The following is a 2,250-nucleotide window of genomic DNA, read 5'->3' on the forward strand; positions in this document are numbered from 1 at the left end:
CGCGATCCGGGAGGCCGGCCAGATCCTGGTCGACGCCGGGGCCGTCGGCCCCGAGTACATCGACGCGATGTTCGAGCGGGAGAAGTCGGTCTCCACCTACATGGGCAACTTCCTGGCCATCCCGCACGGCACCAACGAGGCGAAGGACTCGATCAAGGCCTCCGCCCTGTCCGTCATCCGCTACGAGAACCCCATCGACTGGGACGGCAACGAGGTCCGCTTCGTCATCGGCATCGCCGGCTACGAGGGCGGCCACCTGGAGATCCTGGGCAAGGTGGCGATCATCTTCTCCGACACCGACGAGGTCGACAAGCTGGTCGCGGCCGGCTCCGCGCAGGAGCTCTACGACCTGCTCAACGCGGTGAACGAGGACTGACCCCGCTCGGGGACCCGGCCGGCCGGGCTCGTCATGACGACGGGCCCGGCCGGTCGGCGTCGGTGCCGGTGGCCAGGTCGCCGCACTCCACCGCCGCGACCCGGTGGGTGGCGAGGTAGTCCCGGGCGCCCTGGTCGCCGCGCGCCGAGGCCAGGACCCCGGGCCAGTGGGCGCGACCGAGCAGGACCGGATGGCCCGGCCGGCCGGCATAGACCGCGCGGGCCAGCGCTGCGGGCCCGGCCCCGGCGTCGATCAACCGGCGGACGACCGCGTCGCCCACGTCGGGCAGGTCGACCAGCATCACCACGGCGGCGCCGATGTCGGCGGCGTCCGGCCGGACCGCCAGCGCGGACAATCCCGCCCGCAGGCTGGAGCCCATCCCGGAGGCGAAGTCCTCGTTGCGAACGGCCGGGACGCCGGCCGGCAGCAGGGCCGTCACCTCGTCGGCCGCGGCGCCGACGACGACCAGGAGCGGGTCGCATCCGGCCAGCGCCCGCAGCGCCCGGCGGACCCAGGGCCCGTCACCGGTGTCGACCAGCGCCTTCGGCCGGCCGTAGCGGCGACCGGCACCGGCCGCCAGCAGCAGGCCGGCGACCCGGGCCGTCAGCGGTTGATGACCGTCGTCGGATGCGTGTAGGGCACCTTGGTCAGGGGGAACTCCACGTCGCCGAACGGCGACAGGGCGCCCTGGACGTCGGTGTGCAGTTCGGTGAGCGCGTGCTGCCCGTCCGGCAGGTCCGGCCAGGTCGGGTCGACGCCCTTGCCTCGCTTGGCGGCCACGGGTCCTCCTCGGGTCGGCCGGGCACTCGCACGGCGCCGGTCCAGCGGGCGGGGCTCCACCCACCCACATTCTGGACCACGGGGCCGGAACCGCTCAACCGGACTCCGGTCACGCCCGGCGATGCCGGGGCGGCAGGGCGGCCGGCGGGGACGGCGCGGGCCGCGGTCAGGATTCGGTGATCGTCACCGACTCGATGGTCACCGGGCGGGACGGGGTGCTGCTGCCCGCCGGGGACTCCAGGTCCGAGATCTTCTGCAGCACATCCAGTCCCTGCGTCGTCCGGCCGAAGACGACGTAGCTGCCCGCGCTGTCGCCGATCGCCTGGGGATCGCCCAGGTAGCTGCCGGCGGCCTGCGACAGGAAGAAGAACTGGCCGCCGCCGCTGTCCGGCCCGGAGTTGGCCATGGCGATGACGCCCGGCGCATAGTCCGCCGTGCTGAACGGCAGGCCCTCGTCGGGAATCGTGTAGCCGGGACCGGGGTCCCGGTTGTTCTGGGTGTGGGGCGAGCCGCCCTGGATGATCCCGGTGCGGGCCTCCGTGCGGAACAGGCTGGTGTCGTCGTAATAGCCCGAGCGGGCCAGGTTGACGAAGTTGTTGGCGGCGATCGGCGTGCGGTCGGTGTCCAGTTGCACCACGACCGGCCCCTCCGAGGTGGTGATCGTCGCGGTGTACGCCTTGCCGGGGTCCAGGCAGTCGGCGAAGGCGTCGGGGAACTCCAGCACGGGCGTGGCCGCACCGGCGACGGGGGCGCACGCGCCGGTGCCGTACCCGGCGGCGCCGGTCGTCCCGGCGGGCGCGGTCGATGCGGCCGTCGCCGTCGCCGGGGCCGCACCGGTCCCGGTCGCGGCCGGCGGGCCGGAGCAGGCGGCCAGCAGGCCGATCAGCAGCGCGGCCGCGGCGGCCCCGGTCGTCGTGCGGCGGGTCTGGCCCACCCGGGTCGTCATGGGTGGAAGACCCTACCGCCCACCCGGGCCCGCCGGATCGGCCCGGGCCCTTGCGGCCATGGCCGCGGCCGGGAATCGCCGCGGATCAATAGGGTGGGAACGATGCCCTCGACCCTGGATTGGCTGCGCTCCCGTGACGACCACGAGC

The 2,250-nt window shown here is 74.4% G+C and carries 4 protein-coding genes; 1 reads left to right on the forward strand and 3 read right to left on the reverse strand.

What is annotated here, in order from left to right:
• The coding region (locus tag ACOJUF_RS21260) for a PTS sugar transporter subunit IIA (protein WP_420123810.1) at positions 1 to 376 on the forward strand (376 nt) is incomplete at its 5' end.
• Positions 377 to 407: 31 nt separating this feature from the next.
• On the opposite strand, the gene ACOJUF_RS21265 is transcribed toward ACOJUF_RS21260, so the two are convergent.
• The 3 genes from ACOJUF_RS21265 to ACOJUF_RS21275 all read right to left on the reverse strand — a co-directional run bounded on the left by ACOJUF_RS21265 (position 408) and on the right by ACOJUF_RS21275 (position 2,102).
• Positions 408 to 983 carry a nucleotidyltransferase family protein gene (locus ACOJUF_RS21265; protein ID WP_420123813.1) on the reverse strand — a complete coding sequence of 192 codons (576 nt, stop codon included), beginning with the start codon at positions 981 to 983 and terminating at the stop codon, positions 408 to 410.
• On the reverse strand, positions 980 to 1,156 hold the full coding sequence (locus ACOJUF_RS21270; RefSeq protein ID WP_420123811.1) for a hypothetical protein: 177 nt from the start codon (positions 1,154 to 1,156) through the stop codon (positions 980 to 982). The genes ACOJUF_RS21265 and ACOJUF_RS21270 overlap by 4 nt, the downstream gene beginning before the upstream one ends.
• Positions 1,157 to 1,322: 166 nt before the next feature.
• The gene (locus tag ACOJUF_RS21275) at positions 1,323 to 2,102 is read right to left on the reverse strand and encodes a peptidylprolyl isomerase (protein ID WP_420123812.1); all 780 of its coding nucleotides are present in this window, start codon (positions 2,100 to 2,102) and stop codon (positions 1,323 to 1,325) included.
• Positions 2,103 to 2,250 lie beyond the last annotated feature (148 nt).

Source organism: Nakamurella sp., assembly GCF_048594475.1.
Classification (GTDB): domain Bacteria; phylum Actinomycetota; class Actinomycetes; order Mycobacteriales; family Nakamurellaceae; genus Nakamurella.